Raw genomic sequence first — 15,215 nt, forward strand, 5'->3', positions numbered from 1 at the left:
GGTCTTTTTAAAGACATAGACATTTTACCCACTCAGACAGGACAATATAATATAATGAATACAATAAAACCAGATAACCGAGCTAATAACTTTGATTTCCTAAGACTCCTTTTTGCTAGTTTAGTCGTGTTTTCTCATGCATTCGCGTTGACCGACACGAGTCCAGAAATACTTAGTAAGTATAGCTATGGACAGTTGAGTTTTGGCGGGTTAGCAGTAGACGTTTTTTTTATTATAAGTGGATTCTTAATTATCAGCAGTTTAAAACAAAGCAAGTCAATAAAGAACTACCTATGGAAACGCTGTTTAAGACTTTTCCCGGCTTTATTTTTCATGTTAATCTTCTCTTGTATCGTTATCAGTATCGTCTATACAGGAAACAATATCTTTAGAGAAAAAGATTTTTACAAATATTTTTTCGATAACATGACACTATACAAAGTAAGATACAGTATCCCTCATGTATTTGAAAATAATCCCTATCCGAGTGCAATAAATGGAAGTTTATGGTCTTTATCGTATGAATTTACAATGTATATCGTCCTACTATTAGCATATAAATTCAAAGAAAACAAAAAGATTCTTCTAACCTTTTTAATTTCTGCTTATCTACTTGCCGTATATGGACAATTTAACACCGCGATGCTAAAGACTTTTTTTAGTGAAATTCATCTCGACACCTCCCAACTATACCGTTTAGCAAGCTTGTTCCTTGCCGGAAGTATACTACGTATCATTGACATCAAGGCATTAAATAGATTGTCTATTAAATTAGTCATATTTTTTTTAATAATAGTAACCATACAGTTCCGAGTGTATAACTATTTTTCAATCATATTAACCCCCACATTAATCATTCTAATTGGTCTTTCCTATAGTGCAACCCTAAATTACATTCCTTCAAAAATAGGAGACCTATCCTATGGAATCTATATTTATGGTTTCCTTATTCAGCAGTTGTTTATGAATTATTTAGACCTGAACCCTTACCTCCTTACGCTCTACAGTCTAATAGTGACCTATATTCTCTCCTACATTTCATGGCATTTGATCGAGAAAAAATGTCTACGATTTAAAAACCGCTTTTAGCTCTTAAAACAATATTTGTCCTCGAAATAAGCAATACCTCGAAGGATAAAATACTGCGGTGAGTACAACAATTTAAAGCAATAACAGATATTATCATGAATCAAATCGTGCGTTATGTTATCATCAATTTGTTATAACTAAAGGGTATATATTCCTATATTTACGTAGTTTAAATGAGCTTGTTGGATTTACCTTAATTATCATCCATTTTTATATCATTATCAATGTCAAAATGAGAAAAAGGGAATTACAAATCCAACCGTTCAAAAAATACAACAAGCTTAGAGAATCGTAATAAATAAAGACTCATGGGAGTAATAAGTGCATTTTTAAGAAGAAATAAGCAAATTGCCGAATTAGATAAAGCCCACTCTTTTCAGGTTTCTGAACCAAATACCGAACGAAATCCTATACATTTTCCTTCTGTTGAAGAACCTTTGGTCTCTATTCTAATTTCATTTCATAATAGTGAAATGTATACGCGAAAATGTTTACAATCTATTTTAAAAAATCTCCCAAAAAATACCTTCGAAATATTATTAATTGACATCAACAGTTCAGAAGCTGTTGATTTCACCAATATAACCGGCGTTACACTCATTCAAAATCCAGCTCTTCATGATTTTGTTCAAGCCACAAACCAAGGCATTCATCAGGCACGAGGCGAATACATTTACCTACTTAACTCCTCCACTATAGTACGTGAAGGTTTTTTAGACGAATTACTACATGTCTTCGAGACAAACAACGATGTCGGTGCGGTGGGTTCTATGCTACTTGACAGCACAGGGAAACTATACGCTGCAGGTACAGCGGTGCTAAAGAATGCTAAAATAACACCAATAAAAGGTGTAAAATCTTATTTTCCACAAGTCAATTACACGTATAAAGTCGATTATTGCTCGGCGCACAGCCTTCTCTTTAAAAAGAAGGATATTCATGGCGATCTCAATCTACTAGATGATGCATTTTCACTATCCTCTTTTGCTGACGCCGATTTATGTTTTAGATTAAAGTATAACCAGGGTAGAAGCACTTATTACACTCCTTTTTCAAAAGTCGTGTGCTACACAAAAAATACTTCTAATGAAAACGTCTCCCATTCCGTAAGAAATAAATCGTTTAGCAAGAACTTGGAACTTTTCAAGCAAAAATGGAAGAGACAAATCGAGGCTATCAAGTCTACATCAATTCATCATCGAATTTTAGATTTTTACGATGGTCGACCAATGATCTTTTTTAATGATCAAGTGCCTCAATATGACAACAATTCAGGAGAGCTCCGATTGACGGAAATAATTAAGGCTTATAAAGAGCTGAATTATCATGTCACGTTGGTTACTTTAGACAACACGATTTATAACGCATACAACGCATATTTTCAAAAGTTAGGAATAGCCGTTCTCTACATAAATCGAAGACATTCCAACATATCTGACTATTTTAAGACAGTAAATTATGTTAATCCAATAATTTGGATGCATTCAGCGACAACCTTCAATCGATTTTACGAAACAGCAAGAAAAATTTTCAAAACATTTAGTTTGATTTTTGATATGGTAGATATACATCATCTCCGATACAAAAGAGAACTCGAATTATTTCCTAGGGACCTAGGCATCCAGCAGGCTTATGAAACCTATCTTGAAATAGAGACAAGAGCATCGCTCCTGGCTGATATAGTCATTCCTATTTCTGATCAAGAAAAACAATATATGCAATCCTTTTCTCCTGAGGAAAAGATGCTGGTTATATCGAATGTACATTACCCGAAAGTAAACGTGCAAGAAACGCCTAAATTTGAAGATCGAACAGGTTTACTTTTTATAGGCTCTAGACACACCCCAAATATTGATGCTATCAACTACATGATTGATGAAATAATGCCTATTATTTGGAAAACAGATAATACGATTAAACTACATATTGTAGGCAATGTTGCGCAATGTTTCTCGGAAGATAGAAAATCAATTTCAAATGTAATTTTCCATGGTTTTGTTCCTGAAGTTAGTTCATACTTCTTAAAACATAGGGTTATGGTCGCCCCGCTAAGATATGGGGCAGGCGTTAAAGGAAAAATTGGCCAAGCATTGGAATACCACCTCCCTGTTGTTTCAAGCAGCATAGGTGCGGAAGGCATGCACTTAGTAGATGGCAGACATATCCTTGTCGCTGAAAATCCAGAGGATTTTGCAAAAAAAACCATCTCGTTATATACTGATGAAAAAATATGGAAAGAAATTCAAGAAAATTCCATATCCGGACTAAAGCCTTTCTCTAAAGAAGTTCTGCATGAAAAAATTAAACAAATAGAAGAGATCTTGAAGTATGAATAAGCACTTTTTGAATTAATTTGTAATACGAGTTAGCAGCTCACTCCATCTTTGCAATACTAGCGCTGGCGCATAGCACCCCATAGATTTCTTGCCAGATTGACCTAATTCCTGGCGAAGAGAAGGCGATTCAATAAGTTTAACGAGATATGTCTGTAGATCTTCTTTCCCCTCCACCAGGTAACCATTGACCTCATGATTGATAAGCTCATTTACACCAGAACAAGACCGTAAACCCAATACTGGCAAACCGACGGACATCGCCTCCGTTAAGGCTAATGGAAAGCCTTCATACTTACTTGGAAACACAAAAACATCTGACTCTTTTAACTTATCTAATGGGTTCTCTGTAAAACCTTTTAGAAAAATTCTTTTTTCCATTCCCCGCTCTTCGATTAGACTTTGTAACATTTTTCGATCAGCTCCAATTCCCCAAAGTACCAGATCCCAATCAAGATAGCTATCCGCTATTTGTGCAAAGACCTCGATGGCGAGAGGCTGCTGTTTACCTGCATTATCTAATCGTCCAATATTTACGATTGTATATCTATCTTTATCTTTAAAATGATTGACAACTGCATTGTCAATAGGTTGCGGAACAGGATTCGGAATTACAAAACATTTGCCTTTAAATATAGTAGGTATAAACTCTTCGTAGCTCGCAAATAAGACTTGAACACCTGCTAATTTAGTGTATGCCGCTTTCAAAAGAGATGCTTCTTGTGTATCCCGATTCCAAAATGGAGACGCGTAATCATAATCTGGGCGACCGTTCACAGAATTTACTATAGGAAAAGCACAGCTATTCAGATAAGTAATCTCGAGCACAGACTCCAACGACATCGTCACAACCAACGCTGGTTTAACCCGTTCAAAATATCTATTCCATACCAATGCACGTTGTTTGAGATTGAACTCATATATCTTATCGTCATACGCCCGACGTATACGCTTATTAATGAGCTTAGCACGCTTCTTCCTTATCTTACTCAACAACCATTTCCATGGGTTTTTACCTGCATAATTAATTAACGGCTCTAACCGGACTTGTTCAATCGCTGCATCAAAGATATTCGTAACAGTGACTCCTTTATTTAGCGGAAACATGGGAGCACCAATAATATCTTCATTAGTAGCAATTTCAACAGTATATCCCATATCATGAAATCCGTTAGCCAGAAAACAACACATTTTCTCCGCTCCTCCTGAGCCATTAATAAAATCCTTATGTTGTACGAGAACTATTTTCATCGTTGATATGTTTTTCTAATCTTGGTCCTAAATTCACGACGCTTACCTGCAACAGGAATCAACTTACTTAGAAAAAGAAGGATCTTTCGCTTTATCGCTCTTCGTTTTTTGAAACGATTATAGAAATCATCAAATTCACGCGAATTCTTCGCTTTGAGAAAAAATCTAAAAGGTGTCGTTATGGGTAGTTTCTTCGAATCACATTTACCTAAAATTCTATGCTTTTTTTCAAAATCATGTATCAAATTAAACAGATAAGTTTTTTGCTCCTCATCTAAGGGTAATTCAAAATATCTAATATTAAAAGGCTCGTGCTCCAAAAAGAGTAAGAGATGTTCTACATGTGAATCCCATAAATCGTATTTATCGTAAAATGCAGTTAAAATCTCAAACCATTTCGGTATCTGTTTAAGTACAGCCCAACTATGTTCATTAATCCGTATATGATTTTGGCTATCATGCTGTCTATAAAAATACTGCGCCTCTGGATGAACCGTAACTTTCTTTGTTACTGCAAGCAAACGATGAGATAGTAAGCCATCTTCGCAAGGTTGTATCCCTTCAGGAAAACGAATATCAGGATACTCATTCAAGAATGATCGTTTTAAAAACTGAGCGCAGGTAGGGAGTGCTGCCGTATAGGGATGTGCGTGAACGAAATCCGCACCAACAATCACAATATCCGCACCACTATCTATCGCGACTTGGTAACAAGAAGTAAGAAAACCCGGTTCAATTGTATCATCTGCATCCATAAAAAAAACATAGTCTCCTTTAGCTCGTAAAAAACCATTGTTTCGAGCCACAGAGACTCCACCATTGCTTTGATACAGATAAGTAATATTTGAATGCGCAGCAGCATATTGCTGGCAGATTATTTCAGAATTGTCGTTACTACCATCATTCACCAGAATTACTTCAATATTTTCTAGTGTCTGACTCAAAATACTTTGAATCGCTTCCTCAATGTATCTTTCTATATTATAAATAGGAACAATGACGGAAACAAATATTTGATGAGGTACATTCATTTACTCGAAGGTAAGGAAATTGATTGAAGGACTTCCATTTTTAGTTACTCCAATGACTTTGAAAGCTTAGCCTTGCTGAGCATAAACTCACGATATTTAAACTCCCCACTTTTCAAACCAATAACGGCACCAAAATTTATTACATTTTCGTCTGACTTCATTTTAAAGAGGGCGGATCGGTAAGCGTTACGCTCCACCAGTGGCCTTGGAAACACCTGAAAATTAACACCATCTTTGGAATACGCCACATACAACGCTTCACAATTATATCGCGTGACATCACCTACCGCCAAACATAAAAAATAAAATCCGTCAACATACTCCGCATGAATATGCCAAGGAGAGTATTTCGCATCGACTTGCTCCCATGGCTTGCTCAAAAAATTAACAATCTTACTGCGATTAAAAGGTGTAAAATTAAGCCCATCTGCCGATGTACGTTGAATAACAAAAGATTTATCCTTTCCTTTAAAATTTTTCGCACCTGTGTTTAGTTCAATTTCATAACTTTTAAACTCAGAACCATCATGAATAAAGCTGGGAGACAAAAGATGATTATTCTTTGGCGTATATGGAGAGTTGCTTGTGAAAGCAACGTCTAAAGGTTTCCAATTTATTCCATCGACAGAAACTTGCCTTACAATAGTTCGTTGTGCATTTTTTACCAATTTTTCTTTGTTATTAAGACTCTTTGCTCCTCTTCGCTTTAAGCCTTCGGCTGTAACAAAACTGGCACGGGAATATAAACTAAACTTATTATTAGCATAAACCCAGTCTACGTCAGACCAAAACCCTTGCTTTGGCTCAGTTTTTTGATCAATAAAACTCTCTTTTAAGCTCGGCGTTTCCTGGAGTGGGCTCTTTATTCCAACCGGACTTATCCAATTCAACCCATCATTTGACACGACCAAAGTTGGGTTTTCATACCTCTTTGCATCTTGACTCGTACCAACGGCTCCAAAATAGGGGGTAAATACCATCCAGTAGCGATACCCACGAAAGCCATCCGGGAAATACAAAACATCAGGGTGACAATAACTGTGATTTGTACCCGATATATTTTTTAAAAAGGCATGATTAGTCTCGCCCTTATAATTTGCATTAGCAATGACATTGATATTAATATTTCCAATATCAGTCAGATAGTTCAAGTTATCTGCATACTCCCCGCCCCTTCCAACAGTCGGAACATCCTCCGCATAAAAGCTGTGCTCTTCTCTTGAGCATGAAAAGTTCAAACATATAAATATGATGAACAAACCAAAAAAACGATGCGACATAAATAATGATTAATGAATCAGTACCTTAACGGTGAGACAAATATAAACGCTACAGCGATATCTGCAATAGAAGGTGTCAAACTTTCTTTATTCTCCTAAAAAACCGATATTTTTGTACGGTTTTAAAATCAGTATATAATGCACAGAACACATACCTGCGGCGAGTTAACATTAGCCGATCTTGGAAAATCAGTAACCTTGAGTGGTTGGGTACAGAAATCACGTGACCTGGGAGGCATGACCTTCATTGATGTACGTGACCGTTATGGTATTACACAATTGACTTTTAACACTGATGATGACGAAACATTACGTGCACGTGCTCGCGAACTAGGTCGTGAATATGTTATTAAAGTTACTGGAACAGTAATCGAACGCTCCAGTAAGAATAGCAAAATCCCGACCGGAGAAATCGAAATCAAAGTAGCCGACTTAGAGATCCTAAACGCGGCGAAACTACCTCCTTTCACCATTGAGGATGAAACAGATGGAGGAGATGATATCCGAATGAAGTTTCGTTACCTCGACCTGCGTCGTAACCCTGTCCGTCAGAATCTAATCCTACGCCACAAAATGGCGCAGGAAATCCGTCGTTACCTTGATAGCGAAGACTTTTTGGAAGTAGAAACGCCCGTACTCATCAAATCGACACCCGAAGGGGCGCGCGACTTTGTTGTACCTTCCCGTATGAACCCCGGTGAATTCTACGCCCTTCCACAATCGCCTCAAACATTTAAACAACTGTTGATGGTTTCCGGTTTCGACCGCTACTTTCAAATTGTAAAATGTTTCCGTGATGAAGATTTACGTGCCGACCGTCAGCCGGAATTTACACAGATCGACTGTGAGATGGCTTTCGTAGAGCAAGAAGATATCCTAAACATGTTCGAGGGGCTTACAAAACACCTCTTCCAACACGTAAAAGGCATTGATCTGGGTACCGTACCACGAATGACCTATGCCGAAGCTATGCGTCTTTATGGTTCCGACAAACCCGATACCCGCTTTGGGATGCAGTTCGTTGAACTAAACGATATAACAAAAGACAAAGGGTTCCCTGTATTTGATGCGGCAGAACTTGTTGTCGGTATCAATGCCAAAGGTTGCGCACACTATACACGCAAGCAATTGGATGCATTGACTGATTTTGTGAAACGCCCACAGATTGGTGCAACAGGCCTTGTCTATGCACGTTACAACGAAGATGGAACTATTAAATCGTCGGTTGATAAATTCTATTCGCCTGAAGATTTACAAGCATGGTCAGCAGCATTTGATGGAGAAGCAGGTGACTTATTCCTGATCATGGCAGGCCCTAAAGATAAAGTGCGCAAACAACTGAACGAACTTCGTCTTGAAGTGGGACAACAACTCGGTTTACGTGATAAAAACAAATTCTCTCCACTGTGGGTAATCGACTTCCCACTGCTAGAGTGGGATGAAGATACAGAACGTTACCACGCTATGCACCACCCATTCACCTCCCCGAAACCAGAAGATATCGCACTTTTGGATAGTGCTCCGGGCGAAGTGCGTGCCAATGCATACGATTTAGTCATTAATGGTGTCGAAATTGGAGGAGGTTCAATCCGGATACACGACCGTGAGTTACAATCACTGATGTTTAAGCACTTAGGCTTTACACCAGAAGAAGCTCAAAAACAATTCGGCTTCTTGATGGAAGCATTTACATACGGTGCGCCACCACATGGCGGTCTAGCTTTCGGTTTCGATCGTCTGGTCTCCATCTTTGCCGGACTAGATACTATCCGTGATGTTATTGCATTCCCGAAAAACAACTCCGGAAGAGATGTCATGATTGATGCGCCAGCGACCGTAGCTCCAGCGCAACTAGATGAACTGAGCTTAGCGCTTAATATAAAAGCTAAATAAAGTACGAAACTATATTAGTACCGGCATACCTACCTGTACCAGAATGCGGCAGTTTTCGAATTAAAGAAGGCTGCCGCCTTTTTTTGCTGTAAGATCAGTTTACAACATAAGGGCCGAGATTTCAAAGAAAAAGCTTGTTGCAGCAAACAGGAGGTCCTACAATTCAGAAAAAAGCAGTAGTTTTGTTCTATGGCGCAAAAAATCGCAGACAAATTTCTAAAAGATAGTACAGAAAAAGCCTTTGACCAACGTCATCGCGATATTATCAATACCAATATTGATAAATACACCCATGCTTTTGAAAATGCTAAGGATAAGTTTTTTGATCTGCCTAACGCCAAAATAAAAGCTAATATCATCAAGTGGAAATCCATTGAAAACATGGATCGCTACCTCCTAGATTTCGAATCGAACTTCACCCGGCGGGGTGGGCATGTCATTTGGGCGAACGATGCAAAAGAGGCACAAGAGGAAATCCAAAAAATCGTTGAGCAGCACGAGGCTAAACTTATCGTGAAGTCTAAATCTATGGCCACTGAAGAAATCGAGCTCAACCACTTCTTAGAAAAGCTAGGTATCGAAGCCGTCGAGAGCGACTTGGGGGAATTTATCATCCAGTTGTTAGGACAAAAGCCGTATCATTTTGTGACGCCGGCCATGCACCTCAGCCTCGAAGATATCGCTAAATTATTCCACGAGAAGTTTGAAACGCCATTAGATGCAACCGCTGAACAGCTCACACAAAAAGCACGGGAACTACTCCGAGAAAAATATACCCAAGCTGATATCGGAATCTCGGGCGCAAATTTTATTATAGCGGATACAGGAAGCATAGCCATCACCGAAAATGAGGGCAATGCACGCTTGACAACGACCTTCCCAAAAGTACACATTGCAGTCGTTGGGATAGAGAAAATAATTCCAAGTATGCACGACCTGGATCTCTTTTGGCCGTTGCTTGCTTCACATGGAACAGGTCAAAATCTAACCGTATACAACACCATACTAAGTGGACCACGTCAATCGAGAGAGACAGACGGTCCAGAAGAAATGTATGTTATCCTGCTGGATAATGGACGAACCAATCTCTTGGCAGAAAAAGAACAGCGCCAGGGTCTCTATTGCATCCGTTGCGGAGCCTGTTTAAATGTATGTCCAATCTATCAAAATATTGGTGGGCATACCTATGAAACAACCTACCAAGGTCCAATAGGTTCGTTAATTTCTCCACACTTGCACGGCATGAAGTCATTTAAGCACCTTAGCTATGCTTCTTCACTTTGCGGAAAATGCACTGAAGTTTGTCCCGTCGGTATCGACATTCAGAAAATGCTCCTTTTAAATCGTCGGGATGCTGTCGAACAAAACCTGACAACGACCGCAGAAAAAAGAGCGTGGAAAGGGTTTACCTATGCCATTCAACGCCGAAAGTTAATCGACTTCTTTGGCGGCAAATTCAAAAACTTCTTCCTTCGGAATTTCTTTAAAAAGTCTTGGGGAGAACATCGAGACCTTCCAAAACTAGCCGATAAATCTTTCGCTAAGCAATGGAAGGAGCAAGATAAAAACGCAGGATAGCCGATACGTGGATTAATCGTCCCAGTCGTCGTCTTCCGACACACCCAAAGCCAAGTTATACGCACCTAACAACTCACCATAGGCATGGCGATTTCTTTTTTGTTGTGCGATCTCCATACCCTTTTGGTAAATGAGGAGTGCCTCCTCTTTTTCTTGTTGCTCTTCTAAGAACTTAGCATAGTGATAATACGTCCCTACATAATCAGCGTGGTCACGCACCAATTCCTCAAACCCAGCTCGTGTTTTTACAACATCACCCATTTTACGATATTCCATCGTCAATGCATATTTTAAAAATGGATCCTTCGGGCTCTCTTGTAAAAAAACAGTTAACTCCTCGATTCTATTTGACATATTACAATACTTGAATTTATCTACTCTTGATCCCTCAAAAATAATCATTTTGTTTTGTTAATACAGCCACCCTACTTAACCTCAAACAAGCAAACCCTCATTGTATTAATTCGAAGAAGCAAAATATTTTTAAATCACTAACTTCGGTTTTACCACTCGAGCTTTAACATATATTAAAATACTATGCTAGCATAGAAAAATGACACTTCGTTGACCTTTCTGAAAACACACTTTTTTTTTAACATTTCATCAATAAAAAATAAAACAATATAGCCCTAACAACAGTTTTATTAACGAAGTGGAATAAATAATAACAAATTGGCAAAAAAAGATACAATACATTAGCCCATTCAAGCCGCTTTAACATCTTGTAAATAGTCAAAAAAAATGATAGGTTTGTTATAATACGAACATTTAACAACCATTAGATAGTAAACCGAGCCGATTGAGGCTCCACAAAATTAGGATATATGAAGATATTAGTTTGTATAAGCAATGTGCCCGACACAACGTCTAAAATCACTTTTAGTGATAATAACAGCACTTTTAACAGTGCGGGTGTTCAATTCATTATCAATCCATACGATGAGATTGCTTTATCAAAAGCGGTAGAATTAGCAGAAGGCGGAAAAGGTACGGTTACCGTACTACACGTAGGCGATGCTTCCTCAGAAGCAACGATCCGTAAAGCTTTAGCTGTAGGCGCCGATGAAGCTGTTCGTGTCGATGCACCGGCACGCGACGCTTGGTTCGTTGCCAATCAAATCGCAACTTATGCTAAAGATCAAAATTTTGATTTGATCCTTACAGGGCGTGAGTCTATCGATTACAATGGAACACAAGTACCTGCTTTTGTTGCAGAACTCCTTTCTATTCCATCCGTATCCATTGCAAAAAAAATAGATATTTCTGACTCTTCAGCTACAGTCGAACGGGAGATTGAAGGAGGTAAAGAAATCTTAACAACGTCCCTCCCTTTAGTTGTAGGAACGGCGGAAGGTGTCGCAGAAGCGAAAATTCCGAATATGCGCGGTATTATGACGGCACGAACAAAACCGTTAAATGTGATTCCGGCAGTGGAAGTGGCCTCCTTATCAGCTATTAAAAGTTATGAAACACCAGCGCCAAGAAGCACTGTTAAACTTATCGACAAAGATAATGTGGCTCAACTCGTAGAATTATTACATAGCGAAGCGAAAGTAATTTAACCCCTTTAAGAAGAAATTTTATGTCAGTATTAGTATATATAGAGAATGTTGAAGGTACCTTTAAGAAATCTGCTTTTGAAGCAGTCTCTTATGCAAAGGCGGTTGCCGATCTAGCCGGACAGGACATTATTGCCTTGAGTATTGGTCAGGTCGAGGAATCGGAATTGAATAAAATCGGAACGTATGGTGTTTCTAATGTAGTGACGGTTAATACCGACCAACTGGGTCAGTTTGTAAACCAGGCTTACGCATCTGTAATTGCAGAGGTGGCAAAAAGTAAAAACGCATCTACCGTTATCTTATCCAATACCTTTTCAGGTAAAGGCCTAGCGCCTCGCATCGCGGCTAAGCTTTCTGCGGCCTTAGGCGCAGCGGCAACAGCTTTACCGACAGTAGACGGTAACAAATGGCAAATTAAACGCACGGTATTCTCAAGTAAAGCAATAGCGACAGAAGAACTATCGGCAGATAAACGCGTTATCTCATTAAGTCCAAATGCCTTTGAGGTCAAAGAAAATCCTGTTTCTGTATCCGTTGAGAATTTTCAACCGAATGTAGCAGGATCAGACTTATCGACCGTTATTAAAGACATCGTTCGTGCAACAGATAAAGTTTCTCTTCCTGAAGCAGAAATTGTTGTATCGGCAGGTCGGGGCTTAAAAGGCCCTGAAAACTGGGGCATGGTGGAAGAGTTAGCCGAAATATTAGGTGCCGCAACAGCATGCTCAAAACCCGTTTCGGATGCCGGTTGGCGCCCGCATTCTGAACACGTGGGACAAACAGGAATTGCTGTCAGTCCTAATTTATACATTGCTATAGGTATCTCAGGGGCAATCCAGCATCTTGCAGGCGTGAGCGCGTCAAAAACAATTGTTGTGATCAATAAAGACCCCGAAGCACCATTCTTCAAAGTAGCCGACTACGGTATTGTAGGTGATGCTTTTGAAGTTATTCCACAATTGATTGAAGCTTTCAAAGCGTATAAAAACAGTTAAACGTATACAGTGAAACAAAGTAAATGGCTAGACATCATTAAATTACGTCTAGCCATTTTTATTTTGTCTTGAATATTCCCATCTTTGTATTCCTGTAAGGCTTTAAGAATGAAGAAAATCAAATTAGATATTGTTGGATTATCCTACAGCCAAACGCAATCTGGCGCTTATGCCCTTGTGCTCGGAGAAGTTGGCGGAAACCGTAGGTTACCCATCATTATTGGCGGGTTTGAGGCGCAAGCTATAGCTGTCGAGATCGAAAAGATGCAACCTAGCAGACCTTTGACACACGATTTGTTTAAAACTTTCGCCGATAATTTCAACATCGTCATTCAAGAGGTATTGATATACAACCTTATTGATGGTATCTTCTTTGCCAAAATAATATGTTCAAATGGTGCAAAACCAATTGAAATCGATGCGCGGACTTCCGATGCGGTAGCCTTGGCGGTACGTTTTGGAGCACCTATTTTCACCTACGATTTTATTATGGATGCTTCAGGAATCGTTATCGAAACAAATGACTTGGCCTTCTTAGAAAATATCGACGCTCCAACAGCAAAAGAAAATATCACAACTCCAGCTCCAGACAAACCAAAGGAAAAAAGTCCAAAATCAACATATGGACACCTTAGCGACGAACAGCTGGAAGCGGATCTCAATAAAGCTATCGACAACGAACAGTACGAAGCTGCCGCAAAAATTCGCGACGAAATCGAGCGTAGAAAATCATAATTAAAATAATAAGCCCATATATGTCCGTTAAACTACGATTAACCATCATGAGTTTCTTCCAGTTTTTTGTTTGGGGAGCTTGGTTAATTACAATAGCGAATTACTGGTTTGGAACCAAACACTGGGATGGAACCCAATTTGGTGCTATATTCGCGACAATGGGAATTGCTTCCCTATTTATGCCTACTTTAATGGGTATTATCGCTGATCGATGGATTAATGCCGAAAAGCTATACAGTATCCTACACTTCTTGTACGCAGCAACGCTCTTTTATCTGCCTACGGTCAACGACCCGCAGATGTTTTTTTACATTATGCTACTGGCCATGTGTTTCTACATGCCGACGTTAGCACTATCCAATTCCATTTCTTACACCGCACTTACTTCGGGAAATTACGACTTAGTAAAATCCTTCCCCCCGATTCGCGTTTGGGGCACCATCGGCTTTATTGCCGCCATGTGGCTTGTAAACCTGACGGGAAATAAAGCTACAGGCCATCAATTCAACATTGCTGGTGGCGCAGCCTTAGCGCTAAGTCTATTTGCACTGTCCCTACCAAAGTGTCCCCCAAAAAATACGGGTGGAGAAAACAGAACACTTATGGAAACTTTTGGCTTGGAGGCCTTCAAACTTTTTGGCAACTACAAAATGGCCTTGTTCTTCGTCTTCTCTATGTTTCTGGGTGGCGCATTACAATTGACCAATGCCTATGGCGATGTTTTCTTGGATGAGTTCAAGTTCTATCCTAAATATGTAGATTCTTTCGTGATTAAATATTCCACGATTATCATGTCTATTTCACAAATATCAGAAACACTCTTCATCCTTGCTATACCGTTCTTCTTAAAGCGTTTTGGTATAAAAAATGTAATGTTGATATCGATGTTTGCGTGGGTATTACGTTTCGGGCTCTTTGCTTATGGCGACCCGGCAGGTGGATTATGGATGATTGTTCTTTCCTGTATTGTTTATGGGATGGCGTTTGATTTCTTCAATATCTCGGGGTCTCTCTTTGTAGAATCTTCGACCAATTCCCATATCCGCAGTTCTGCTCAAGGATTATTTATGATGATGACGAACGGATTTGGTGCGGTACTGGGAAGTTTGGTTTCTGGATGGGTGATTGATCATTATTTTACACTTTCTTTCCATGACATATCATCTTTAGCTACTTATCTGCATACAGAAGCAAGCAATACAACACTCTTATCGCTTGTACAGGAACGTGGTGTAAATATTGCGGAAAACGGACTATTTAACACCAGTATCCTACTAAAAGATTGGCATCAAATTTGGCTGGCCTTCGCCGGCTACACCTTAGTAATAGCCATCTTGTTTGCTTTTATGTTTAAGCATAAGCACGAAAAAAACACATAAAAAAAGAGACTTAATGTCTCTTTTTTTATGTGTAAAGCGATTCCACTTTTCCACAAATTGGTATTCCGAACAACTTTTTCTAAGTTTGT

12 protein-coding genes are annotated in these 15,215 nt (G+C 39.1%); 8 read left to right on the forward strand and 4 right to left on the reverse strand.

The window, feature by feature from the left end:
• Positions 1-54 precede the first annotated feature (54 nt).
• Entirely contained in the window at positions 55-1,089 is a 1,035-nt protein-coding gene (locus E2P86_RS14195; protein ID WP_134433588.1) for an acyltransferase family protein, read from the forward strand.
• A gap of 308 nt (positions 1,090-1,397) precedes the next feature.
• Entirely contained in the window at positions 1,398-3,425 is a 2,028-nt protein-coding gene (locus E2P86_RS14200; protein ID WP_134433589.1) for a glycosyltransferase, read from the forward strand.
• 12 nt (positions 3,426-3,437) lie between these two features.
• Here the strand turns inward: E2P86_RS14200 and E2P86_RS14205 are convergent, their stop codons facing one another.
• Genes E2P86_RS14205 through E2P86_RS14215 form a run of 3 tightly spaced genes read right to left on the reverse strand, consistent with a single transcriptional unit; the run spans position 3,438 to position 6,984 of the window.
• Positions 3,438-4,673, reverse strand: coding sequence for a glycosyltransferase (locus tag E2P86_RS14205; RefSeq protein WP_134433590.1), 1,236 nt, complete (start codon positions 4,671-4,673; stop codon positions 3,438-3,440).
• On the reverse strand, positions 4,670-5,704 hold the full coding sequence (locus tag E2P86_RS14210; RefSeq protein WP_085474242.1) for a glycosyltransferase family 2 protein: 1,035 nt from the start codon (positions 5,702-5,704) through the stop codon (positions 4,670-4,672). The genes E2P86_RS14205 and E2P86_RS14210 overlap by 4 nt, the downstream gene beginning before the upstream one ends.
• A 44-nt stretch (positions 5,705-5,748) precedes the next feature.
• A complete protein-coding gene (locus E2P86_RS14215) occupies positions 5,749-6,984 on the reverse strand; it encodes a hypothetical protein (protein WP_085474243.1) in 1,236 nt (411 codons plus the stop codon).
• Between the two features lie 138 nt (positions 6,985-7,122).
• On the opposite strand from E2P86_RS14215, the gene aspS reads away from it, so the two are divergent.
• Together aspS and E2P86_RS14225 are read left to right on the forward strand one after the other, a co-directional pair.
• Positions 7,123-8,877, forward strand: coding sequence for an aspartate--tRNA ligase (gene aspS, locus E2P86_RS14220; RefSeq protein WP_085474244.1), 1,755 nt, complete (start codon positions 7,123-7,125; stop codon positions 8,875-8,877).
• 189 nt (positions 8,878-9,066) lie between these two features.
• On the forward strand, positions 9,067-10,455 hold the full coding sequence (locus E2P86_RS14225; RefSeq protein WP_085474245.1) for a LutB/LldF family L-lactate oxidation iron-sulfur protein: 1,389 nt from the start codon (positions 9,067-9,069) through the stop codon (positions 10,453-10,455).
• A 12-nt stretch (positions 10,456-10,467) separates the two neighbouring features.
• On the opposite strand, the gene E2P86_RS14230 is transcribed toward E2P86_RS14225, so the two are convergent.
• Complete coding sequence (locus tag E2P86_RS14230; protein ID WP_085474439.1) at positions 10,468-10,809, reverse strand: tetratricopeptide repeat protein; 342 nt, start codon at positions 10,807-10,809, stop codon at positions 10,468-10,470.
• Between the two features lie 470 nt (positions 10,810-11,279).
• On the opposite strand from E2P86_RS14230, the gene E2P86_RS14235 reads away from it, so the two are divergent.
• From E2P86_RS14235 to E2P86_RS14250, 4 genes are all read left to right on the forward strand, one after another.
• Positions 11,280-12,017, forward strand: a complete 738-nt coding sequence (locus tag E2P86_RS14235) for an electron transfer flavoprotein subunit beta/FixA family protein (RefSeq protein ID WP_085474246.1) — start codon at positions 11,280-11,282, stop codon at positions 12,015-12,017.
• Positions 12,018-12,037: 20 nt separating this feature from the next.
• Positions 12,038-13,012, forward strand: coding sequence for an electron transfer flavoprotein subunit alpha/FixB family protein (locus tag E2P86_RS14240; RefSeq protein ID WP_085474247.1), 975 nt, complete (start codon positions 12,038-12,040; stop codon positions 13,010-13,012).
• 108 nt (positions 13,013-13,120) lie between these two features.
• On the forward strand, positions 13,121-13,747 hold the full coding sequence (locus tag E2P86_RS14245; protein ID WP_085474248.1) for a bifunctional nuclease family protein: 627 nt from the start codon (positions 13,121-13,123) through the stop codon (positions 13,745-13,747).
• 20 nt (positions 13,748-13,767) lie between these two features.
• Entirely contained in the window at positions 13,768-15,126 is a 1,359-nt protein-coding gene (locus E2P86_RS14250) for a nucleoside permease (protein ID WP_085474249.1), read from the forward strand.
• Positions 15,127-15,215 lie beyond the last annotated feature (89 nt).

The sequence above is a fragment of the Sphingobacterium psychroaquaticum genome (assembly GCF_004421025.1).
In the GTDB taxonomy this organism is placed as follows: Bacteria; Bacteroidota; Bacteroidia; order Sphingobacteriales; family Sphingobacteriaceae; genus Sphingobacterium; species Sphingobacterium psychroaquaticum.